Here is a 20,110-nt window from a genome sequence, read left to right on the forward strand (position 1 = left end):
TTTCCTGTTGCCTGAGCCGCTTCAGAGCGGGAGAAAATGATCGCAAAGTCGTACGCGGCCCCTGCGCTCTCCTGCATTTGCCTGATGATGGGCACACCTTCCCAAGGATCGTTGCCTTTGTCAGCCATTTCCCGCATAGCGTTCTCGATCGGGCCGAGGCGTATCTGGCCTCGCAGCCAATTCAGGGTGGAGGCACCTTGCTCGATGCGTCCGGCGCCGTCCTCTATAGCGATGTCATGACCTTTGTACCGGGTCCGGTCTATTTCCTTGGGCTTAATCCCGAGGGGTGCCCTGATAATAACCGTGACAGGACCACTCGACACGCACTGGCTGCCACCCGGTCAGGGAAAATGCGTTTCTGGACCAGTCATGGGGTGATCCGCCAAAAACCTGCCCTCAGGAGAGGCGCCATTACAGCGCCGTATATGCAAACTATTTACGATGATGAGGCTGGAGACACGCAAAATTGCCGCGAGCAATCTGGTATTCACCCGCTCGCGCAATCTGCGTTTGCATATGAATTTTGAGAACGCCATCGTGCAATGCCGCCCCGTTCATGAATTATTTATCGACGCAATCCAGCTGGAATCAATCCTCACGCACGGCAACCGCGATACATTCAGACAGGGAATACGCCCGCATTTTACCGAAAATCACGCGGCGCATCATGCTGGCTGGAAAATTCATTTGGGAACATGCACGATTGCCGGCCGGAACATTCCTGTAATGAACATGCCTCACCTTTCATTCTGGGCCATCAACGCGGAAACACGAAAAGCCGAGCGACGACGTGCCATTCTTCGCACTCTTTTCAACGAATATGGTTTTCCACCACGATAACCCGCCATCAATGACGCGCTCCGCAATCAGAGCCATTCGCCTGTTCAAGGCACGTCAAATTTGGTTAGAAGCCAGCCATAGCCAGCCAACAGATCCTCGTGATGCCGGCGAGTCAGTGCGGCCAGACAGGCGACATGCTCGAGGGGCCCCGCTGTTCCACCGCCATAGAGCCCATATTCGGCATGGCAGAGTTGGTCCCGGTAAACCAGCCACGCGCGCTCAGCCTGCCTCAGCGCGTCACGATCATTTAATCGCGGCTGATCACTACGCTGAAAAAGGGCAATAATTCGTTGATAATCCCTGTTGAGCGCAGCGTCCTCCTGTCGTCTGACCTTTTCAAAACAGTCATAAGTTCCAGCCTGTCCCATTTGCCCATCCTGGCTCCTACAGGCTGCCATGAGCGGCTTGTCCTTGTTCATCCTCTGGGCATGGGCGCCAGGGGAAATGCCGCAAAGAACAGCGACGGCGAACTGGCGTACGATCTTCTTCATTGTTCATGATTTCTTGAGAAAACATTGAACTGAAACGCCTGAGTCGTGCCGTTCGGCGTTTCATGTAAGTGATCGACCGTTCGGAGCAGGGTGAAATCACTCCCCAGCAAAGCACACAACGATGCGCTGTCATGACGCATGACAGGCAGGCCGGAACAGCGACGGGGCCCATCCGGGGAAAAACCGCCTATGACTGCAATACCACCGGGTACGAGAGCTGATCGCAAGGCGGCAACGTAGCGTGCCTGATCGGCGGCTCCTGTCAGGAAATGCAGCGCCGCGCGGTCGTGCCAGACCGTGTAGTGCCTGTCCGGCGACCATGCCGTGACATCGGCGACGATCACATAATACCGCGTGCCGAAAGGTGCGAGGCGTCTGGCAACACCAGACAGGGCGACAGCAGAAAGATCGAGGCTCGTGACCTCGGCAAATCCGGCATCGAGAAGCCTGTCCGGCAAGAATGAGGCCCCGCCCCCGATATCGATCACCAGCCCCTTCCCGGGGGCAGCTTCCATAATCAGGTCAAGCGACAGGGTCGGAGAGGGTTCGTACCAGCTACAGCCTGTCCAGGGTTTGTCCGTATAGACCCTGTCCCAGTAATCCTGACGACGCTCCATGCTCTCTTGCCCTTCATACTGCCCGCGGCTCCCTGCTCTGCCGACCGGCGCCATAAAACCCCGGCATCCGGTTCTGTCCGATACCCTGAACATGCGCGACGATCCACTTTCTCGCCTGCCAGCCTTGATGGGCCTATACAGACCGCGCCAAAGACACCCCATCCTGCGGGATGATCATCCCTACCAAGTTCCTGCACGGCCCCTCGGACTCTCGTTGTGCATCCGCAAGAACGCTGATTGTGAAAGTGCTAATCCAAGCTCTCCCCTACCTTTCAGTCCGCAACAATAAGCGTTCTCGCGGTTCCGGACAAAATGGTATCCCTGAATTTATCCGTATAGAGCCGACATATATGTCGAATATACTTCGGTTTTATGAATTCTTCATGACCGATGTATTTTGATTGGTGGGATATTATTTGTCGATCTCTAATACAAAGAATCACTCCCTGCTTTTCAGGAATTGTCGATGCGACTTCACCATATACTTCATTCATTTACCATTCTCAGCGTCACCATGCTTGCTGCAGGACTTGCCTCGTCCTCCACATCATGGGCGCAGGATACCGCCTCCTCAGCAACACACGATGTCTCAAAAACCTTCGACGAGACGGTTCACCTCAACCAGATTCAGATAATTGGCACCCATAATTCCTATCGTGCCGCCATGTCGCCCGTCACCATGCAGTGGCTTTCCAAGGTCGCTCCGGAAGCCGCGATCACACTTGACTATCATCATGCGCCGCTTGCTGTGCAGCTCGATCACGGAGTCAGGCAAGTCGAGCTCGACCTCTATGCTGACATGCAGGGCGGTCGTTACGCCCATCCCAAGGGCCCGGACTGGCTACGCAAGGCAGGCCTCACCCCGGAAACCGATCCTGTCGATCCAGCGATCATGCAAGGCAATGACTTCAAGGTCATGCATATCGTCGATATCGACCAGCGTTCGACCTGTCAGCCGCTCAAGGCCTGTCTTTCCATCATTCGCAACTGGTCGGACGCCCATCCTGGGCATTTGCCGATCTTCATTGATCTGGAGACGAAGCAATCGGCGCCACCAGGAAAAGCCCCGTTCACGCAGCCTGAGATCTTTACCCCTGCCACCTATGACCGACTGGACGCTGAACTGCTGGATGTCTTCGGGCGAAACCGTATTCTGACGCCGGACGATGTCCGTGGCGACGCCCCTGACCTGAACACGGCCATACGCAGCAAGGGCTGGCCCAGCCTTGCCAGGGCCCGGGGCAAGATCGTCCTTGTATTCGAGCGCCCCCATGACACTGCGCGCTATCTGGTAGGGCACCCGGCGCTCAAGGGACGGCTGATCTTTCCCAATGGCAGGCCGGGCGAGCCGACATGTGCCTTTACTGAAATCAATGAAGGTTTTGTGGGCAAGAAGATCGGTGAGTTCGAAGCAGTGGATAATGCCAAGGCGGCAAAGATCGTCCCCGATCTGGTCCGACAGGGTTATCTCATCCGGACCCGTGCAGATGGAGACACGCTCGAAGCGCGTCATAACGACCTTGCGCGTCGTCAGACGGCGTTCGAAGATGGCGCGCAGCTGATCAGCACGGATTATCCGCTCTATGCCCCTGCCCGCTGGCACGATTACAGCGTGTCCTTTCCAGGCGGGGCCATGATGCGATGCAATCCGGTCAACGCCCCCGACGCCTGCCGCGATTCGGCGCTGGAACCCACGACACCCAAACTGTGAGCGCTGTCCTGGAGCACAAGAAAACAGGGGCAAGTGGAAGAAAATACAAAATTCTTTCTTTCCCCCTGTTGCCAAACACAATGAGGACTGGTAGTTCCCCCTTCACCGAAGACGAGGTCGCCACAAGCCTCCTCCGATGCGGTCGCCGGAGCGGAAACGCTCCATGCGGGTGTAGCTCAGTTGGTTAGAGCGCCGGCCTGTCACGCCGGAGGTCGCGGGTTCGAGCCCCGTCACTCGCGCCACTTTCCCATAAAAAATATGAGAAACTGGTGCGCTGCGCCGCGATAATGCGCATATCATCCTTTGATCGACTTATCTTGCCGGGCCGAGGCTCCTCGCCCCTGCCCTGAGCCTTCCCACGGTTTTGCCTCAGGTCGCGAGATAGGCATCCAGCACCGTGCTGGACGGTCCATCAAGACGAATACGTCCCTGCTCAAGCCATATCAGGCGCGTACACCATTTACGCATCACGTCGGGCTGATGGGACGACATGACAAGCACATCGGCATCCTGCACGAGTGCTTCCAGCCGCATCTTTGCCTTTTCCATGAAGGTGATATCACCCGCCATGAACCACTCATCCATCAGCAGCACATCAGGCGTGATTGCCGTGGCGAGGCCGAAAGCAAGGCGGACCAGCATACCACTGCTATAGGTCTTGACCGGCAGGGCAATGAAGTCGCCCAATTCTGCGAATTCCGACACGTTCTCCAGCACGGATTTCGTGTCAGCGCGGCTCATGCCATGAGACAGGCAGCGCAGACGCACGTTTTCCATGCCTGTCAGTTCCATGTTCATGCCAAGCTGGGTATCGAGAAGTGTCCCGATCGTACCTCTTATGCGTACCCGACCGGCAACAGGCTCATAAATGCCCGCCAGAGCCCGCAGAAGAGTGGTCTTGCCGGCTCCATTACCGCCAATCAGGCCAAGTCTCTCACCGCTTTGCAAACTGAAGCTGATATCCCTGAGCACGTCTACCGTAACACGATGACGGTCATCCTCGATCAAGGCGCTTCCTGCGCGATTGACCGAACGGCTGGCCACAGCACGCGCCATGGAGCGCTTCAGGGTACGGCTATCGGCATGATAGACCGGAAAGCTGAGCGAGAGGCCATCTACAAGAATTCTGCTCATGATCAGACCCAGTACGCGATACGTGCGCGAAAGCGTGTAAAGACGAAAATCGCAAACCCGATCAGAACAGCACTATGGGCCAGCGCAACCTCCCAAAGGGCAAGCGGCGTCGGTTCACCCAGCAGCGGCGTACGCATGATGGCAATCAGCGAATAGAACGGATCGAGCAATATCCAGTGCTGCAACGTTCCCACCAGTTCCGGACGCCAGATGATCGGGGTAATGAAAAAGAACACCTGAAGCAGGGACTGCACGATAGGCGGGATATCGCGAAACCGTGCGCCAAGCAGGCCCAGACAGAGCATGAGCGCAAAGCTGTCCACCAGCCACAAGGCCAATGCTGGTACGACCAGCCAGATATGCAGGGGTGTCACATGAAAAATGAGAAACACGACAAGGACGACCACCGCGTTATGCAGCAGCACGAGAATATTGCGTGTGATGGCCTGCAACGCAAAAACACTGAAAGGCATGCGGGCCGCCTGGATCATGCGGCTTTCCTGCGAGAATACTGTCGTGCTTTCGGCAATCAATGTTGAGATATATCCCCACAGGACCATCGAAAGCGCGAGAAATGGCAGGTAATCCTTGATGACCATATTGAAGAGTTCGGCATAGAGAACACCGAGCGCCGCCACCATGACCGCCGTCGTGATGGTCAGCCAGAACGGGCCCAGCATCGAGCCGCGATATCGCATCTTGATATCGAGCCAGCCAAGAGTCATCGCGAGGGGCAGTAGCCGCAGGCCGGCGCGCACGTCTGCCAGTGATGCCCGGAAACGCCCTGCAACGTTAAGGGGAAACAGATCGAGGATGGGTTCCCGCTGACCTGACTCTGCCTTGATTGTATTCATGCTTCTTGCTCTTCGCTGGATCAGGAGAAAATCTCTACCTGCTCCGCGCCCTTCCTCCAAGAGCAGGGAAGATGAAGCCTGCATCGTCCCGGACAGAAACCGGCGTTTCGACATGCGCTGATGCAGCACGATTATGGATTCACCTCCATGGATCCGTCTATGATCAATGCCCATTGCGCAGGACAAGCACTCAGGAATGAATAGCGGCGATTACTTCATGATCGGTTTCGTCTTTGCGTCATACGCGATCGGCCCCCTTCTGGCTGCCTTTCTGGTAAGACGCATCAATCGCTCCGGCCTGTTCGGAGAGCGGGACGACTAGGCCCTTCATGGCCCTCCATGGCCCTTCTGACCACAAAACCTGGCCCGGATTGCTTGCAAACAGGGACAGGCACGCGCTCTGCATCATGATTTCCATATTGGCTTTCACATACGTATCGTCAGGCCCTGTCTTGCCAGAATGAAACGAAATCCCAGCTTGTTCCCCCTGCTCAATTCATCGCCGATACGCTTTTGTGCCGTTGCACCAGCTTCCAGCAGCGGCTTGATATGCGAGACCACAACCGGGAACCCCGTCATTGATACACCCGCCTGTCCCTGAAGCGCAGCGAGTTCAGACAACAGCCATCTTGGCGTGAGGTGACCGAAGAGCTGCCGGTCCGTCCGGCTGTTATCATACGAACACTCAATGATAATCCCATGCAGATGCCCTGCCCTTATCAGCGGTGCCACCACCTGCCACAGCGCGGCCAGCCGCCCTCCCGGTTCAATGGCATCAGGACCCGTATCTCCCAGATAGAGAAGGGCATCCTGTCCTGAGTGAAGGAGGAATGCCGTCGATTCCACCCCACCATGACTTAGTGGATAGGCAGTAACGCTCAACTGGGTGCCGGCAAGCCCTGTCATGTGACCCGGTATGAGGTCATGATAATGAAGTAATCCGAAGGCAGGCTTCACCCCCCGATCTCCCAGATTGGGCCAGACGCGGTGATTGAACAGGTCATCCTCCAGCACCGACAGAACCGAGGGGAGCGCATAGACAGGCTTGCCCGGATCCTCGGGGGAAATGGCAACCAGACCTGCCACATGATCAAGATGGGCGTGGCTTAGAAGATACCCCTTGATCATATGATGCAGGATCGCTCCGCTGCGCGAGGCCGACGGGTTCTGGCCAATCTCGATGCCATCGAATGCGTGTGCTGCATCGGCCTTCTCGATACCGTTGAGAACCGTGCCGGCATCGAGAAGCACGCCAGATGATGCTCCGGCTTCACGCACCAGATAGGCACTCAGATTGCCATCTTCGAGCCCACCAGCCGCCCCCAATATGGTCACGTCGAATTCATGTGCCTGAACGACGGTCGGGGCCAGCAGGGCCAGGAGCAGAAAAGATCTGATCAGGCACCGCGGCAACAAGGGTGAAAGAAGGGCGGACAGTCGGGAACGGGTCATCGGGCCTCCAGCATCATACATACCTTTTAACATGACGGGCTCTCGTGAGGCGAGGGAACGGGATAACCCAAAGCGAGGCACAGACCATTGCGAGATGGATCGATAACGGAGCGATGAAACGTGAAAGACCAGGAAAAGGGAGGAGTCGCAGCATCCCATGGTCACCCGCCCAAAGGCGGTCCATATCCGTATCTGAAGCCTTGATCTCGACTGCAACTGGCAAAAGACCGCACCGCGTGTAACATTCAGGCCCAAAGCCCCGTTAGAGAGCGTCAGGATGTCCTGCAAAAAACCCCTTATGCGCGTTTTTCCATTTATGATTGGTCTTGTGCTGCTGACAGGCTGCGATGACCAGCCGCCGCTCCAGCCTGGCCAGTGTGAGATCCGGACGCTGGGCCGCCTGAGGCTGCGCAGCTTCGACGCCATTCCGGTCGTCGAGGCCAGAATTGATGGAAAGCCCGTCTTGTTCATGGTCGATACCGGCGCTTTCAACTCAGTCATCTTCAAGAAAAATGCCAGCATGCTCAGCCTGAACTACATAGGCGCGACAGCTCAGGTGAGGGGTGTGCATGGCATGGAAAGCAGCGCCGTTGTCCGCGTCGACAGGCTCGATCTGGGCTCCGGTGCCACAACCGACCATGCGTTTGTCCTCACAGAGTCGATGGCGCCCCGTACGCCCAAAGGGTTACCCCCCATTGTCGGCCTGCTCGGCGCGGAGCTGCTGATGGCGTCCGATCTGGTGATCGATATGCCGCATCATGCGATGTACATGCTCGACATGCGCCGGTGCCCCTATATCACCCCCTACTGGCAGGGAACGGTTCACAAGATACCGATTGAACGGGACTGGGACGACAACAAGGTTCGCCTGACATTCACCATCAATGGCAGCAAACCGATCCCGGCTATTTTCGACACAGGCTCATCGAACGTTCTGCTGCCCTACCCTCTTGCGCATGACAAACTGGGAATTACCCGCCGCGACCTCCGAAAAGACCCTTCGAGCACGGACAGCATGGCAGTAGGTGAGGATAAGGTCACAAGCTATCATCAGCAATTCGATCATCTTGATCTGGGGGATTTCCGTATCAACAATGCCTGGGTGACCATTGATGATGCGGATAATATTGACCATGCCCTGTTCGGAGCGCGATTCCTGCATCACACCCGCATCTGGCTGACCACGAAGGATGTGATGTATGTGCAGCATGTTTCGGAAATGAAAGATGCGCCGCCCATTCCCATCACCCCGGTCGCAACACCCACCGCTGGCGCTACACCGGTGACGAAATAGCCCGACCGCCCCTTATTCGTTGTTTTTTCACTTGCATATACAGCCCGCCTCGCCGACATGCGGAGCATGCCATACGCTGTGAAGGAAATGTTTGCGACATTGCAGGGAGAAGGCGCCCATACCGGGCGCGCCTCCGTGTTCTGCCGCTTTACCGGATGCAATCTCTGGTCGGGCCGTGAGGAAGATCGCCACAAGGCGGCCTGTCAGTTCTGTGATACCGATTTCATCGGAACGGACGGTGAAGGTGGCGGGCGTTTCGCAACAGCCGACGCTCTGGCTGAGGCGCTCGTGCAATGCTGGCAGAGCGAGGCGGGCGACAGGGCGGGACGCTATGTCGTGTTCACAGGCGGCGAACCGCTCTTGCAGATCGATCCCGCGCTGATCGCTGCTGTCAAGGCAGCGGACTTTGAGATTGCAATCGAGAGCAATGGCACGATCAACGCCCCGCAGGGGATCGACTGGATCTGCGTGAGTCCCAAGCCGTCCAGCACTGTCACGCAACAGACCGGGCAGGAACTCAAACTGGTTTTTCCGCAGGAAAGCCTGCCGCCCGAGCTGTTTGAGGGCTGGGATTTCGAGCATTTCTGGCTGCAGCCCATGGATGGGCCGGATCGCATCGCCAATACCGCTAAGGCCGTCGACTATTGCCTGAAGCACCCGCGCTGGCGTCTGTCCCTGCAAACCCACAAGCTGATCGGGATTCCCTGATGCTCTCTGATGACACGGCCATCGTTCTTTTTTCAGGTGGGCAGGATTCGGCGACCTGTCTTGCCTGGGCACTCGACCGCTTTGCCCATGTCGAGACTCTCGGTTTCGCCTATGGCCAGCGTCATGCGATCGAACTGGAATGCCGCGATACCTTGCGCGATGCCATGACGCGTCAGAACCCGCAATGGCATGAGCGTCTTGGACCTGACCATACGCTTGATCTCTCGGTGCTGGGGCAGATCTCGGAAACGGCCCTGACACGCGAAGCGGCGATCGAGATGAATGAGAACGGCTTGCCCTCGACCTTTGTGCCGGGGCGCAATCTGCTTTTCCTGAGCTTCGCCGCGACACTCGGCGTTCGGCGCAACGCCCGCCATATCGTGACAGGCGTGTGCGAAACCGACTATTCCGGTTATCCTGATTGCCGCGATGACACCATCAAGGCCCTGCAAGTCGCGCTCAATCTGGGCATGGAAACACGCTTTGTGCTGCATACGCCCCTGATGTGGCTCGACAAGGCCGAAACCTGGCGTCTGGCCGAGCGTATCGGGGGTGACGGGCTGGTGGCGCTCATCAATCGTGAGAGCCATAGCTGCTATATGGGCGACCGCGCCCATCTGCATGACTGGGGCTATGGCTGTGGCACCTGCCCCGCCTGCGAGCTACGAGCCAAGGGATGGACCAGTTATGTCAGCGCTTGAGCTAAGCTTCACACGGCGGTTCAGTATGGGGCACCGGTTGATCGCCGGGAGTTCCGAGCGCTGTGCCATCCCCCATGGTCACAATGAATTCGTGACCGTCACGTTGCAGGCGCGAGAACCTGCACGGTTGGACGGCACAAGGAACATGGTCGTCCCGTTTGCTGACGCGAAACGGCGATGGCACGATTTTATCGATACACGCCTCGACCATGCCTTTCAGATTTCTTCATCAGATCCATTGCTGGGCTGGTTTCTCACCAATGAGCCTGCCCGGGCAGACAGACTGGTCGTGACACCGGGGGATCCCACCACGGAGATGATGGCCGCGCTGCTGTATGCGAAGCTCCAGGCCTTCCTGCGCGCTGATGGTGATCTGCTGTGCTGCACCAGCCTGTCGCTCGAGGAAACACCGACCAACACGGTCTGCCTGACCGGCGGCCCTGAATTCTACCTGCCGGTGACAGAGGCTCCCCCAGAGTCCTGTTGGTGGAACCGTGCGGACGATGCGATTTCCGATCTTCCGACGCAAAGCTGAGGACACGGCTGACTCGTCAAGTCCAAGCCCTCTGTATCTGCTCCAGGAGAAGCAGGCCAGCAGATTGCACTCCTGATCGCCGAGGGGGGCACCGGTTACGGTCGGGTCAGGCGCCGGTTATCAATGCGTCTGGGACCACTCATGACCGAGCAGCTGCACATGGACGCGAAAAGCGCCATGGTCATCGGATTTGATATCACGCGTCGATACTGCTCCCAGCTTGGCGGGCTCGCTGCTAGCGGGCAGTTCAGTCTGAGGCAGGGTTACCGTCTTGCTCATGACCATCTCCTTCACTGGAACGACAACAAGGGAACGTGGCACCAATCTGGCATTGCCATGAAAGAATGGGGCATGAGCCGATCGATTTGTTCCCGTGGATCACTAACGCCCGATGCCCTGAGCGGTTCTGAATCATGGATGGATCGAAGGATTTAATTTCTTGACGTTACGGGAGGCAGATCAAGAAACCAGGCATTCGGGACTCGCGCTCCATCAGAAAAACAGGTCTAAACAGAGCCATGAGACTGCGCGTTATTGATCTTGAAACATCCGGGGCTCACCCCACCGCCTCTGAGGTCATCGAGTTCGGCTCGGTCGATCTTGTCCTGCAGGGCGATACATGGCTGATCGAGCCTGTCCACACGCAGCTCTTCAAACCGAAAGCGCCGCTGACACCCGAGACACAGGCCGTTCACCATCTGATGGACGAGGATTTTACCGATGAATTGCCCACAGCCACGCCGGAAACCCTGAGTGCGCTGGTGCGGCGCAATCCCGTGCCTGACATGCTTTGCGCCCATCATATCGCTTTCGAGCGGCATTTTCTGACCGACACGATTACGGAAGGTCTGCCCTGGCTCTGCACGCTGCGTATCGGTCAGAAACTCTGGCCCGACGCCCCGCGCCATACAAACCAGATCCTGCGCTACTGGCTCAAGCTCGATCTGGATCGTGCAAGTGCCTCACCCGCCCACCGGGCAGGACCCGATGCCTATGTCACCGCCCATATTCTACAACGACAGCTTGCCCTGGCCGACCCCGAGGCGCTGCTGCGGCTCACACAGGCGCGTCACACCCGCCGTGGCGCGGCCCTGCGTGCCGGGCGCGACATGCAGCGTCAGGAACAGCTTTTTACCTGACGCCCCATCGTGATCCCGCGCCTCAGGCAGCCGCGCCGTAGCGCGCTGTCGCCTTGATGGTCAGGCCAAGCACACCCGGCGTTCCAGCCCGGCGCATCCCCAGAGGCAGCCGCGCATCACCACCCGTCCAGCGCATCGGGACCGCTTCAAGCCCGTTCCAGCCTTCAAGAGACGCATCACTCAGATGGGTGTCGATACGCGCCATGCCGCAGCTATCCCAGAAATGAACATCGCCCACCAGCACACCCAGATGACGCCTGTCATCCACAAACGGCCCCTCGGCCATGTCTGGACGGGCTGCACGCGAGCGTATGCGGACTTCTTCAAGTTCGGACGGGATCTGGAAGATCACCATATCTTCAATCCGCCTGACCGGTTTGATGATCTGCCCGTCGTCACTCACGAGATGCAGATCAGCATCTTCATGATCCGTCGCGCCGCCCCCTTCCTGCGTTCTGGATGACGACAGACCTGCACGATCGGCCAGCGAACGGTGCAGGGGCTCGACAAAGCTGCGCGCGACACACAAAGGCGCTGCCCGTTTGTCTTCTGCACTAGCGGAAGCGACCGGCAGGCCATCACCCACGATCTCTCTCTGCGCGACACCTATCTCCGCCGAAATCGTGGATATCCGAGCCTCATGGGGCTTCAGGCCCATGATCTCGCCATGGTCGAGGAGGGTCTCTGTCGGCATGTTGTTCGACCAGACGATCGCATGCGTCCCGGTACGAAAATGATAGATCCTGAATCGCGTCCGAGTACGGTCATAGGCAATGCTGTGACCATTGACGAGCATGCGCGCTGGCACCAGAGCCCCTTCAATATAGACGCAGTGCTCGGGGGTGATGAAGAGATCACGATCTGGAACGCCATGACCCAAAGCCCCGGCCTGGAATCGGACAGGGTATCCCGCCACATCATCCGAACGTGTCGGGTCGACAACGATCTCGGCCGAACCGATCCATTCTATGCGCTGAATGCCCGTCCCATTCACCGAGACGAGATCACCGATATGCAGCGTCTCCACCGCTCGTTCGCCCTCAGGCGTACGAATCATGGTGCCAGCCAGAAAGCACTTGTCATAGACAAGCTCGGTACTGCCATCGCTATCAGCCTCCAGATGGAAATCACCCGCCTTGTAGGAGCCGGTAAGCGCCGTGGACCAGCTCGCACCGTCCGAGTAGGAGACTGTCAGGATACCGTTGCTGACGGTGATCTTGCCGCCCGGTTTGTAAGCCAGCCCCTCGATATCAATACGTCCGCGCCACCCGACGCTCAGATTGGTGAGAACAGCCCCGGGTGAGACTGTCAGCAATCCCGCGGCCCCCGTGCTGGATGTTGCACCAGTCACCACCAGGCCAGCGATGGTCGCCCCAGAGGCCACGATCATGGAACCACCGGCCGAGATGACAGCCTTCTGGACCGTCGCCCCTGAGGACACGTTCTGTGTTCCACCCGAGAGAATGGTCGCACCGCTTACCACCCCGCCGGAAAGGACTGTCTCCGACCCACCGGACGCGATTGTTGCACCACTGACCACGCCGCCAGATGATACGACAGCCAGACCGCGTGCGGCGACAAGCTGATTGACGACAAGACCACCCGACAATGTCAGCCCAGTGCCGCCACTCCCGATCGTCAGGCCACTGATCGTGCCCCCACTTCCTGCAACAACCGTTCCACCGGCAGAAACAACCGAACTCGACGCCAGACCACCCTGCACCAGCTGTACGCCCGCACTGAAGATACCCTTGATCGCCAGAGCACCTGACGAAACAATCTGCGTACCGCCAAAGATACCGCCGATATCCGTTCCACCGCTTGCCAGCTGCTCGGTCGAGCCGATCTCGAAAGTACCCCCCGAGATAACGCCAGATCCATTGAAAGTCTGACCTTTGGCCGTGAAGCCGCCGCCGACAATCGCCTGACCGCCATTGAGCACGTGAGGGGCGATGGCACTGGCCTGCGCATTCTGATAGCCGGAAAGATTACCTACCGCGAGGCCAGCGCGTGACGTGATAGTGGCGCTGATGACCACACCCTGATTGAGCGCGGCAAATGATCCGCTTTCATAAGCCGTACCACCATAAGTCGTGCCACTGGCGGCAGCGGCAATCACACCACCAGAAAGCGCGGTAGCCCCTGATATGATGCCACCCGAGGCCAGATCGACTGCCGGATAGTCAGTGCCACCATTAAGGCCGTAAACAAGATCGCCCGACGTCACCTGACCACCAGCGACATAATTGGTCGACCCGCTCGTGATGGTGGCGCCACTTGTTGTACGGCGAATAGTCAAGGCTGCTCCTTAACGATAATTAATGAATATCGACTAAGATATCCCAAAATATGGGATGATATTCTGACATTTAACGATAGCAGTGCCGTGATAGAGGATTATGTCGCAATGTGACAAGTGATTTCACATCATGTGGGTCGATTTCAGCTCATTTGTTCTGATCGTGAACAAGGTGAAGCGGTCCGGATGGTCGAATGCGATATCCGCAAGATCATGATAACTGACCGTAATGATCTTTTGATTGTCAGCCTGGCCGTATTTATTTCAGGAATTTCACCTGCTCGTTTTCAGGTGATCACGACCGGAGATATTCACTCTCTATCGTCCGGCACGCCTTGCAGGCAATGGCGCTCAGGATACGGTGCCTGATCAGACCACTGACAGGACGTATGATAGCCCAGTAGAGCGCCATTTTTCGCCGCTCCGCATCGTCTGGACAGGAAATGAGAGTGCGGGTCATCAGATATGTGATGCCGCGACCATGTGGACGCGTTTCGAACTCCAGCAGGAGACGGGTCTGGCCACACGCCGCCTGCCACGCCTCTGGCGTGCGCATCCCACTTTCGGAGAGACCGTAATCCGCACGCCAGAATTGCCCGCTGAGCCCATAACGCAGGAACCTGTCCCCTTCCCGACCGAGAAAGACGAAGCTCTTCTTGCTGAAACGATGAGCCTTTCGTCCCTTGAGCAGCCTGCCGGGCAGATCGCGCAAGACGAGGCAAATCCTGATCAGCCAGTCCTGATCGATCTCAAAAGCCTCGACAGCGTCCAGACAGGATTTCGCATCAGCTTCGATGACACGCGCATGCTCCTCCCGAAAATCCGCATGTCCCAGGATGAAATTCTCCGTATTCCCGCGCGACCACTGCGTTCGCAGCCCTGTCATCCAACCCACCCCTGTTTGTTTACGCCCGTTCTGACGGGAGCCTGTATGATCCAGCCGGGAAACAACCGGAACATAGATCCGGAGAGCAGGAGAAAACCATGCGCCGTCTCGAAAACAAAACCGCTGTCATCACCGGGGCGGCCCGCGGCATCGGACTGGCCATCGCCCGGCATTTTCGTGACGAAGGCTGCACGGTGATCATGACTGATATGGACAAGGAATACGGGAAGAATCTGCCGAGGCGCTGTCATGTCGTTTCATACCGCTCGATGTGCGGCACGAGGCTGACTGGCTTGCGCTCGAAACCCTTTGTCCCGCACCTGATATCGTTGTGAATAACGCGGGAATTACCGGCTTCGAGCAGGGCATGGTGGCGCATAACCCCGAACATGCCACCCTTGCCGACTGGCATGCCGTCCATGCCACTAATCTGGATGGTACCTTTCTGGGGTGTAGTTACGCCCTGCGCCAGATGGGCGGCAGGGGCACAGGCTCCATCATCAACATTTCATCGCGCTCCGGGCTCGTCGGGATACCCGCCGCTGCAGCCTATGCCTCATCCAAGGCCGCCATACGCAATCACAGCAAGACGGTCGCACTCTATGCCGCGCAGAAAGGCTGGGTGATACGCTGCAACTCCGTACACCCGGCTGCCATTCTGACCCCGATATGGGATGCCATGCTGGGAGAGGGCCCTGACCGCGAAACGCGTATGGCAGCGCTGGTTGCCGATACGCCACTCAAGCGCTTCGGAACGGTCGATGAGGTGGCTTCACTCTGTGTCATGCTGGCTTCCGATGAATCGCGCTACATAACGGGGTCGGAGTTCTCGATTGATGGCGGTCTGCTTGCTGGTTCTGCCGCCCAGCCAGGCTGAGAGCACGAGAACATCCAGGACAGATATCAGCCAGCGTCACAAAGCGCGCTGACAGATATTCCCCTTGCCTTGCTCCCTGTTCTAGACAGGCCGGACCAGCCCATGACCAAGACTGGAGCGCCCGATGCGCTTTATCGAAACGTTCGACCTTCATTCCTTCACTGATTCGAGCATCAGCCTGCTCAGCGCCTTCGTGTTCGGCACCCTGATCGGTGCCGAGCGGCAATACCGACAGCGAACAGCCGGTGTGCGCACCAATGCGCTGGTGGCGCTTGGGGGCGCGGCTTTCGTCGATCTGGCACAGCGTATTGCCGGCGATGTCGAATCCCTGCGGGTTATTGCCTATGTCGTGTCAGGCATCGGTTTTCTGGGGGCCGGTGCGATCATCAAGGAAGGGGCGAATGTACGCGGCATGAACACGGCCGCCACGCTCTGGTGTTCGGCAGCGGTCGGGGCGTGTGTGGGCAGTGATATGCTAGCAGAAGGGTTCCTGCTCACCTTCTTCATCATCGCAGGCAATACCCTCCTGAGACCGATCGTTAGAGCGATTGATCGTATTCCCTTGCAGGCCAAGACCATGGAGACGGGCTACGCCCTGCGCATCGTCACCTATGCGCTCGACATCCAGACGATGACAGCCCTGATCAAGGAACGTCTGGAAGAAGCCGATTATACGATCGGCAAACTGGCGCTCAGCGACGAGAAAGACGATCAGACTGCCATCGCCATTGCCCTCATGGTGTCGTCAAACGGCCCCGCTGCGCTGGAACAGCTTGTCGCAAGCCTGATGACTGACAGCCGTGTCACAGCCGCCTCGTGGTCGCTCAACACCGATAACTGAGCGACTTCACACGGCTGTAAGCGGTCCAGCCCGTAACGTTCTCAGGGTGCCGGGGATGGCAGGGTGATCTTGACCACAAGCCAGGGGCGCTGCTCCTGGTTTACCCCATTATGGAAAGCAGGCTGACGCGACCATTGGCCAATCGTCGCATAGAGCGCGTTGCCCTGATAGGCCAGACCATCAGGGGCGATCAGTCTCGGGTCGTGGGCAACAACGGAAATCGTGCCATCCGGCGCTCTTTGCAGAATACCGTGACGCTCGATATCGGTCAGGAAAAGACGTCCATCGGGGGCGGTGGCCATGCCATCACCCATGCCTGCCTCGCCCTCATCCTTCACGCTGAACTCGATTTCGGTTTCGGTCGCCCGTGGGTCTGCCAGAACGGCTGTCGGGGCTGAATAGAGTTCACGGCTGGTCAGAGGCTGCCAGAAAAGCGTCTGCTGATCGGCACTTAGCCCGATCCCGTTGGCGCCTGCCTGCGCCATTGTCGGCTTGTCCGGGTTGTAGCGCGAGGCCTTGCCATCGAGCACGGCCATGAAGCCATGACGGGGCATGACCGGCTCTGTATCAGCCAGAAGGCGACGCTGATGGCCGGTGGCAATATCGACCACGATCAGCGCAGGATGCACGGTCAGGGAAGAATCGGTAATGAACGCCGTCCCCCGATCGCCATGCGTCAGATCGATGCGAACATCGTTGGGATGGCTGTCAGATCGCAATGCCGGCGCCGTGAGCGCAATCTCTTCCACAATCCGGCCCGCCACCGGGTCGATATGAAACAGACGCGCAGCCCCCGGCACGGTGCCCTTCTCTGCCAAAATACCCTCATCCAGCACCCAGAGCTGCCCGCTGGCATCAACGGTCATGCCCAACGGCGACACAAACCGTCCCTGGCTCTCGGCATCAGGGAAAGGCGTGAGTTGGCCATGACTGTAAAGGGCAAGACGGGGGCCATCATGATCGTGCAGGCTGCGGGGAAAGCCCAGCACCATGCGATGATCGGACAGGATGGCGATGCCGGAGGGCTGGGCATCGTGGAACCGGCCGATGACCGTCACATTGCCGCTGGGCTTGTAGCCGGCGTCGATACTGTCGGCAGGCGCATCGCCCATGCCGGTCATATCCGGCATGGAGGCATCGTCAGCCCCGTATGAGGGCGGCGCAACAAGTGTGGCTGCGAGAGACAGCGCAAGGGTACACAGGGTCAGACGTGTTTTCATATTCCCTCTTCCTGTCCGTCATCAAGGCGATCAGGGCTCTCGCGTCAAACCACAGCAGCGTGACGTTCAGCCCTTGAGCAAGGACATGATCTCGGCACGTAACGCCGCATCACGCTGCCAGGTGCCACGCACAACCGTCGTAACCGTACGACTGCCGACATTGCGTATGCCGCGCATGGCCATGCACATGTGCTCGGCCTCGACCAGCACCATGACTGCCTTGGGTTCGAGAACCTCGATGATGGACGCGGCAATCTGGTCCGTCAGGCGCTCCTGCAACTGGGGGCGACGGGCCAGAACATTGACCGTGCGCGCAATCTTGCTCAGCCCGGTCAGGCGCCCGCCCTCAGGCAGATAGGCCACATGAGCCTTGCCGAAAAACGGCAGGAGATGGTGCTCGCACATCGAATGAAAGCCGATATCGCGCACGATAACCGCCCCTTCATGCTGGTCCGCCAGAAACTGCTTGTGCAGATGGTCGCGCGGGTCCTCATGCAGGCCACCCAGCACGTCCAGATACATGCGCGCCACACGACCCGGCGTCTCGAACAGCCCTTCCCGGTCAGGATCCTCACCAAGAGCCTCAAGAATTTCGCGCACGGCACCGGCGATGCGTGTCTCGGCATCATCCGGTCTGGCAATCGGTGCGATGGGGCGCTCGCCACCCTGCCCCTTGTGGCGGGCGGCATCCAGCGCCACGAGATCGGCAGTCGGTTTGGTCATTTCTGGTCCTCGGCAATGCAAGACGGGTCTTCCGCGCAGGGGACAACGTCATCAGCCTCGCGGGGGAGCCTGTCCAACATGTCCGAAACCGAAAGTCCACTGATTTTCTGTTCCGATGCGATTTCTGCAAGGGGAACGAGCACAAAAGCCCGCTGCGCGATACCGGGATGCGGCAGGGTCAGAACGGGATTGCTGATTTCCTGCGTCCCCAGATAAAGCAGATCGACATCCATCGCGCGCTGCCCCCAGCGCACCGAAGGCACCCGCCCGAGACGGGTCTCGATGTCCTTGCAGACGCGCAAGAGCGCTATCGCATCGAGACTGCTGCGACCCGTGACGCAGAGATTATAGAAATCGGGCTGCTCAACCCCACCCCATGGCGCCGTACGATAAAGGCCTGACACCGCGGTGATTTCAAGACCCGGCGTAAGGCCAAGCCATGTGACCGCAAGCGCGAGGGCACTCTGCCGATCCCCCATATTGCACCCAAGCGAAAATCCGACCGGCAGGGTTCGCTCTCTGGTTGTCTCGACACTCACCATGCCGAATGGATGGGCGATGGGTGCACCCGGCTTGCTGACCCGCACGGTCAGGCGCGCAATGGTAGGGAAATGCGCCAGCAGATCCTGCGCGATGCGGTCGGCCAGTGTCTCGATCAGCTGCACCGGCTCACCCGCGGCAAGCGTCACCACATGGTCGCACAATGCTGCATAACAGACCGCGTGACGATAATCGTCATCGGCCGTCGCCTGGGCGGTATCGGCCGTGACAACCAGATCGATCAGGAATTTCTGCCCGAGCCGTGTTTCTTCAGGCAGTACGCCGTGCCGGGCAAAGACCTGTATGCCGTCAAGGCGAATGACCGACTGGGTCATGACAGGGGGGACCTCTCGGGTTGCGGGCGGAAGGTGCCCAGCATTGCAGCAATACGCACCGCATCGACATGCGGGGCCACATCATGAACACGCAAAATGGCCGCGCCCTGTGCCAGACCGCCAAGATTGGCGACCAGGGTACCCGCCAGACGTTCATTCACGTCGCGGCCAAGCAGGCGACCGAACAGCGATTTGCGCGACAGGCCCAGCAGCACCGGCACGCCATATGTCTCACGCAGGAAACCGATCAGCCGGATACTCTCAAGATTTTGCGGGTCCGTCTTGCCAAACCCGACACCGGGGTCGAGCACGATATGCTCGCGCCTGATGCCGGCACGCAGCGCCTGCGTCAGGATGGCATCGAAACAGCGCCGGAATTCGTCACGCAGGTCCAGTCCGGGGTCGATGGTCTCGCGATTATGCATCAGCACGGCCACTGCCCCGGTTTCGGCCATCACCGACGCCATGGCGGGGTCGCGCTGCATGCCCCATACATCGTTGATCATGACTGCCCCGGCACGCACTGCTTCGCGCGCCACACTGGCCTTGTAGGTATCGATGGACAGGAAACAGGGTTGGTCGCGCAATGCCAACATGACAGGGCGTGTGCGCATGATCTCTTCAGATGCGGGGACAAAAGCCGCGCCGGGCCGTGTGGATTCACCCCCGACATCGATCAGGGCCGCCCCTTCGGCAATCAGCTGGCGCGCATGGCCGATGGCAAGGTCCGGGGCGTCATGCAACCCGCCATCGGAGAACGAATCAGGCGTCGCATTGACGATACCCATGATCAGCGGTTCATGCGCCTCATGCGCACCCCATATCGCGGCTTTGAGCGCATCGCGCCTGTCCTGCCACTGGGCCTTGTGAACCGCGGAGCCGACCGCTTCCATAACATCCATTCATGTCGGGA

At 58.5% G+C, this 20,110-nt stretch carries 23 protein-coding genes and 1 tRNA gene; 12 read left to right on the plus strand and 12 right to left on the minus strand.

Annotated features, from left to right (window positions below):
- Positions 1-441 precede the first annotated feature (441 nt).
- Positions 442-840 carry a hypothetical protein gene (locus ED655_RS02670; RefSeq protein ID WP_162993355.1) on the plus strand — a complete coding sequence of 133 codons (399 nt, stop codon included), beginning with the start codon at positions 442-444 and terminating at the stop codon, positions 838-840.
- Between the two features lie 44 nt (positions 841-884).
- Here ED655_RS02670 and ED655_RS02675 read toward each other — a convergent pair whose 3' ends face one another.
- Both ED655_RS02675 and ED655_RS02680 read right to left on the minus strand, forming a co-directional pair.
- Positions 885-1,331: a lysozyme inhibitor LprI family protein gene (locus ED655_RS02675; RefSeq protein WP_122048866.1), complete on the minus strand. Its 447-nt coding sequence runs from the start codon at positions 1,329-1,331 to the stop codon at positions 885-887.
- A complete protein-coding gene (locus tag ED655_RS02680) occupies positions 1,328-1,948 on the minus strand; it encodes a class I SAM-dependent methyltransferase (protein ID WP_122048867.1) in 621 nt (206 codons plus the stop codon). Before ED655_RS02680 ends, ED655_RS02675 begins: the two co-directional genes overlap by 4 nt.
- Before the next feature lie 466 nt (positions 1,949-2,414).
- Here ED655_RS02680 and ED655_RS02685 point away from each other — a divergent pair, with 466 nt between their 5' ends.
- Together ED655_RS02685 and ED655_RS02690 are read left to right on the plus strand one after the other, a co-directional pair.
- On the plus strand, positions 2,415-3,659 hold the full coding sequence (locus ED655_RS02685) for a phosphatidylinositol-specific phospholipase C1-like protein (RefSeq protein WP_240993458.1): 1,245 nt from the start codon (positions 2,415-2,417) through the stop codon (positions 3,657-3,659).
- A 165-nt stretch (positions 3,660-3,824) separates the two neighbouring features.
- Positions 3,825-3,901, plus strand: a tRNA-Asp gene (locus ED655_RS02690).
- A gap of 127 nt (positions 3,902-4,028) precedes the next feature.
- Here ED655_RS02690 and ED655_RS02695 read toward each other — a convergent pair.
- Both ED655_RS02695 and ED655_RS02700 read right to left on the minus strand, forming a co-directional pair.
- Positions 4,029-4,793, minus strand: a complete 765-nt coding sequence (locus tag ED655_RS02695) for an ABC transporter ATP-binding protein (protein WP_122048868.1) — start codon at positions 4,791-4,793, stop codon at positions 4,029-4,031.
- A 2-nt stretch (positions 4,794-4,795) separates the two neighbouring features.
- Entirely contained in the window at positions 4,796-5,647 is an 852-nt protein-coding gene (locus tag ED655_RS02700; RefSeq protein ID WP_122048971.1) for an ABC transporter permease, read from the minus strand.
- Positions 5,648-5,843: 196 nt separating this feature from the next.
- Between ED655_RS02700 and ED655_RS15960 the strand changes: the two genes are divergently transcribed.
- Entirely contained in the window at positions 5,844-5,969 is a 126-nt protein-coding gene (locus ED655_RS15960) for a hypothetical protein (protein ID WP_277302600.1), read from the plus strand.
- Positions 5,970-6,073: 104 nt separating this feature from the next.
- Here the strand turns inward: ED655_RS15960 and ED655_RS02705 are convergent, their stop codons facing one another.
- Positions 6,074-7,099 (minus strand): MBL fold metallo-hydrolase, encoded by a 1,026-nt coding sequence (locus ED655_RS02705; protein ID WP_122048972.1) that lies wholly within the window; start codon positions 7,097-7,099, stop codon positions 6,074-6,076.
- Between the two features lie 277 nt (positions 7,100-7,376).
- On the opposite strand from ED655_RS02705, the gene ED655_RS02710 reads away from it, so the two are divergent.
- The 4 genes from ED655_RS02710 to ED655_RS02725 all read left to right on the plus strand — a co-directional run bounded on the left by ED655_RS02710 (position 7,377) and on the right by ED655_RS02725 (position 10,337).
- Entirely contained in the window at positions 7,377-8,393 is a 1,017-nt protein-coding gene (locus tag ED655_RS02710) for a retropepsin-like aspartic protease (protein ID WP_122048869.1), read from the plus strand.
- Positions 8,394-8,459: 66 nt separating this feature from the next.
- On the plus strand, positions 8,460-9,101 hold the full coding sequence (queE, locus tag ED655_RS02715) for a 7-carboxy-7-deazaguanine synthase (protein ID WP_122048870.1): 642 nt from the start codon (positions 8,460-8,462) through the stop codon (positions 9,099-9,101).
- The gene (gene queC, locus ED655_RS02720) at positions 9,101-9,802 is read left to right on the plus strand and encodes a 7-cyano-7-deazaguanine synthase QueC (protein ID WP_122048871.1); all 702 of its coding nucleotides are present in this window, start codon (positions 9,101-9,103) and stop codon (positions 9,800-9,802) included. Before queE ends, queC begins: the two co-directional genes overlap by 1 nt.
- Positions 9,789-10,337: a 6-pyruvoyl trahydropterin synthase family protein gene (locus ED655_RS02725; protein WP_122048872.1), complete on the plus strand. Its 549-nt coding sequence runs from the start codon at positions 9,789-9,791 to the stop codon at positions 10,335-10,337. The genes queC and ED655_RS02725 overlap by 14 nt, the downstream gene beginning before the upstream one ends.
- Before the next feature lie 120 nt (positions 10,338-10,457).
- Here the strand turns inward: ED655_RS02725 and ED655_RS15440 are convergent, their stop codons facing one another.
- On the minus strand, positions 10,458-10,616 hold the full coding sequence (locus ED655_RS15440) for a hypothetical protein (RefSeq protein WP_162993357.1): 159 nt from the start codon (positions 10,614-10,616) through the stop codon (positions 10,458-10,460).
- 239 nt (positions 10,617-10,855) lie between these two features.
- Here ED655_RS15440 and ED655_RS02730 point away from each other — a divergent pair, with 239 nt between their 5' ends.
- Entirely contained in the window at positions 10,856-11,476 is a 621-nt protein-coding gene (locus ED655_RS02730; RefSeq protein ID WP_122048873.1) for a 3'-5' exonuclease, read from the plus strand.
- Positions 11,477-11,498: 22 nt separating this feature from the next.
- On the opposite strand, the gene ED655_RS02735 is transcribed toward ED655_RS02730, so the two are convergent.
- Together ED655_RS02735 and ED655_RS02740 are read right to left on the minus strand one after the other, a co-directional pair.
- Complete coding sequence (locus tag ED655_RS02735; protein ID WP_122048874.1) at positions 11,499-13,775, minus strand: Hint domain-containing protein; 2,277 nt, start codon at positions 13,773-13,775, stop codon at positions 11,499-11,501.
- A 295-nt stretch (positions 13,776-14,070) separates the two neighbouring features.
- Entirely contained in the window at positions 14,071-14,661 is a 591-nt protein-coding gene (locus ED655_RS02740) for a hypothetical protein (RefSeq protein ID WP_122048875.1), read from the minus strand.
- A gap of 98 nt (positions 14,662-14,759) precedes the next feature.
- Here ED655_RS02740 and ED655_RS16010 point away from each other — a divergent pair, with 98 nt between their 5' ends.
- From ED655_RS16010 to ED655_RS02750, 3 genes are all read left to right on the plus strand, one after another.
- Entirely contained in the window at positions 14,760-14,996 is a 237-nt protein-coding gene (locus tag ED655_RS16010; protein WP_205835970.1) for an SDR family NAD(P)-dependent oxidoreductase, read from the plus strand.
- Positions 14,933-15,538 carry an SDR family NAD(P)-dependent oxidoreductase gene (locus ED655_RS02745; RefSeq protein WP_346773203.1) on the plus strand — a complete coding sequence of 202 codons (606 nt, stop codon included), beginning with the start codon at positions 14,933-14,935 and terminating at the stop codon, positions 15,536-15,538. Before ED655_RS16010 ends, ED655_RS02745 begins: the two co-directional genes overlap by 64 nt.
- A 124-nt stretch (positions 15,539-15,662) precedes the next feature.
- Positions 15,663-16,379 carry an MgtC/SapB family protein gene (locus ED655_RS02750; RefSeq protein ID WP_122048876.1) on the plus strand — a complete coding sequence of 239 codons (717 nt, stop codon included), beginning with the start codon at positions 15,663-15,665 and terminating at the stop codon, positions 16,377-16,379.
- Between the two features lie 41 nt (positions 16,380-16,420).
- Here the strand turns inward: ED655_RS02750 and ED655_RS02755 are convergent, their stop codons facing one another.
- From ED655_RS02755 to folP, 4 genes are all read right to left on the minus strand, one after another.
- On the minus strand, positions 16,421-17,599 hold the full coding sequence (locus ED655_RS02755; RefSeq protein ID WP_122048877.1) for an SMP-30/gluconolactonase/LRE family protein: 1,179 nt from the start codon (positions 17,597-17,599) through the stop codon (positions 16,421-16,423).
- 66 nt (positions 17,600-17,665) lie between these two features.
- Positions 17,666-18,322: a GTP cyclohydrolase I FolE gene (gene folE, locus ED655_RS02760; protein ID WP_122038643.1), complete on the minus strand. Its 657-nt coding sequence runs from the start codon at positions 18,320-18,322 to the stop codon at positions 17,666-17,668.
- Positions 18,319-19,197: a 2-amino-4-hydroxy-6-hydroxymethyldihydropteridine diphosphokinase gene (folK, locus tag ED655_RS02765; RefSeq protein WP_122048878.1), complete on the minus strand. Its 879-nt coding sequence runs from the start codon at positions 19,195-19,197 to the stop codon at positions 18,319-18,321. Before folK ends, folE begins: the two co-directional genes overlap by 4 nt.
- On the minus strand, positions 19,194-20,090 hold the full coding sequence (gene folP / locus ED655_RS02770; RefSeq protein ID WP_122048879.1) for a dihydropteroate synthase: 897 nt from the start codon (positions 20,088-20,090) through the stop codon (positions 19,194-19,196). Before folP ends, folK begins: the two co-directional genes overlap by 4 nt.
- Between the last annotated feature and the right edge of the window lie 20 nt (positions 20,091-20,110).

This window comes from Asaia bogorensis, from assembly GCF_900465345.1.
Classification (GTDB): domain Bacteria; phylum Pseudomonadota; class Alphaproteobacteria; order Acetobacterales; family Acetobacteraceae; genus Asaia; species Asaia bogorensis_A.

Excerpts from the sequence above, each read along its gene's own strand:
- ED655_RS02670 (WP_162993355.1), top strand. The coding sequence starts at position 442 with ATGATGAGGCTGGAGACACGCAAAATTGCCGCGAGCAATCTGGTATTC.
- ED655_RS02675 (WP_122048866.1), bottom strand. The coding sequence starts at position 1,331 with ATGAAGAAGATCGTACGCCAGTTCGCCGTCGCTGTTCTTTGCGGCATT.
- ED655_RS02680 (WP_122048867.1), bottom strand. The coding sequence starts at position 1,948 with ATGGAGCGTCGTCAGGATTACTGGGACAGGGTCTATACGGACAAACCC.
- ED655_RS02685 (WP_240993458.1), top strand. The coding sequence starts at position 2,415 with ATGCGACTTCACCATATACTTCATTCATTTACCATTCTCAGCGTCACC.
- ED655_RS02695 (WP_122048868.1), bottom strand. The coding sequence starts at position 4,793 with ATGAGCAGAATTCTTGTAGATGGCCTCTCGCTCAGCTTTCCGGTCTAT.
- ED655_RS02700 (WP_122048971.1), bottom strand. The coding sequence starts at position 5,647 with ATGAATACAATCAAGGCAGAGTCAGGTCAGCGGGAACCCATCCTCGAT.
- ED655_RS15960 (WP_277302600.1), top strand. The coding sequence starts at position 5,844 with ATGAATAGCGGCGATTACTTCATGATCGGTTTCGTCTTTGCGTCATAC.
- ED655_RS02705 (WP_122048972.1), bottom strand. The coding sequence starts at position 7,099 with ATGACCCGTTCCCGACTGTCCGCCCTTCTTTCACCCTTGTTGCCGCGG.
- ED655_RS02710 (WP_122048869.1), top strand. The coding sequence starts at position 7,377 with ATGTCCTGCAAAAAACCCCTTATGCGCGTTTTTCCATTTATGATTGGT.
- queE (WP_122048870.1), top strand. The coding sequence starts at position 8,460 with ATGCCATACGCTGTGAAGGAAATGTTTGCGACATTGCAGGGAGAAGGC.
- queC (WP_122048871.1), top strand. The coding sequence starts at position 9,101 with ATGCTCTCTGATGACACGGCCATCGTTCTTTTTTCAGGTGGGCAGGAT.
- ED655_RS02725 (WP_122048872.1), top strand. The coding sequence starts at position 9,789 with ATGTCAGCGCTTGAGCTAAGCTTCACACGGCGGTTCAGTATGGGGCAC.
- ED655_RS15440 (WP_162993357.1), bottom strand. The coding sequence starts at position 10,616 with ATGAGCAAGACGGTAACCCTGCCTCAGACTGAACTGCCCGCTAGCAGC.
- ED655_RS02730 (WP_122048873.1), top strand. The coding sequence starts at position 10,856 with ATGAGACTGCGCGTTATTGATCTTGAAACATCCGGGGCTCACCCCACC.
- ED655_RS02740 (WP_122048875.1), bottom strand. The coding sequence starts at position 14,661 with ATGACAGGGCTGCGAACGCAGTGGTCGCGCGGGAATACGGAGAATTTC.
- ED655_RS16010 (WP_205835970.1), top strand. The coding sequence starts at position 14,760 with ATGCGCCGTCTCGAAAACAAAACCGCTGTCATCACCGGGGCGGCCCGC.
- ED655_RS02750 (WP_122048876.1), top strand. The coding sequence starts at position 15,663 with ATGCGCTTTATCGAAACGTTCGACCTTCATTCCTTCACTGATTCGAGC.
- ED655_RS02755 (WP_122048877.1), bottom strand. The coding sequence starts at position 17,599 with ATGAAAACACGTCTGACCCTGTGTACCCTTGCGCTGTCTCTCGCAGCC.
- folE (WP_122038643.1), bottom strand. The coding sequence starts at position 18,322 with ATGACCAAACCGACTGCCGATCTCGTGGCGCTGGATGCCGCCCGCCAC.
- folK (WP_122048878.1), bottom strand. The coding sequence starts at position 19,197 with ATGACCCAGTCGGTCATTCGCCTTGACGGCATACAGGTCTTTGCCCGG.
- folP (WP_122048879.1), bottom strand. The coding sequence starts at position 20,090 with ATGGAAGCGGTCGGCTCCGCGGTTCACAAGGCCCAGTGGCAGGACAGG.